The sequence below is a fragment of the Oceanospirillum sediminis genome, from assembly GCF_014164585.1.
GTDB lineage: Bacteria > Pseudomonadota > Gammaproteobacteria > Pseudomonadales > Halomonadaceae > Oceanospirillum > Oceanospirillum sediminis.
In genome coordinates this window covers 1-412 of the sequence record NZ_JACJFM010000167.1, presented here as the reverse complement: position 1 = coordinate 412, position 412 = coordinate 1, and the positions used below count along the sequence as shown (strand labels likewise).

Genomic DNA, 412 nt, shown 5'->3' with positions numbered 1-412 from the left:
CTTCAACGGGCAATTTAGTATTAGATGATATCAAAGCTGAAACTATGCAAGTAATGCAGAATCTAAAAACAGTTTTAGAAGCTGCGAATTACACTTTTGAGGATGTAGTTAAAACATCAATATTTATAAATAATATGGATGACTTTGCTTTAATCAATGAAGTATACGGAAGCTTTTTTAATGATGAAACGGCTCCAGCAAGAGAAACGATACAAGTTGCCAGATTACCAAAAAATGTAAACGTAGAAATAAGTATGATAGCGGTAAAATAAATAGTTAAGATACTTGCTCTTCCTTTTTTAAAGCATATTTTCTCAATACACTATTTAATTTTTCATTATCAATAGGTTTTGCTAAAAATTCATCAACACCAGCAGCTTTCGCTTTTTCTATATCTTCTTCAAAAGCACTA

General features: G+C 30.1%; 1 protein-coding gene. It reads left to right on the top strand.

Going from position 1 to position 412, the window contains the following annotated elements; all coding sequences use genetic code 11:
• The coding region (locus H4O21_RS28270; RefSeq protein WP_182812502.1) for a Rid family hydrolase at positions 1-272 on the top strand (272 nt) is incomplete at its 5' end.
• Positions 273-412 lie beyond the last annotated feature (140 nt).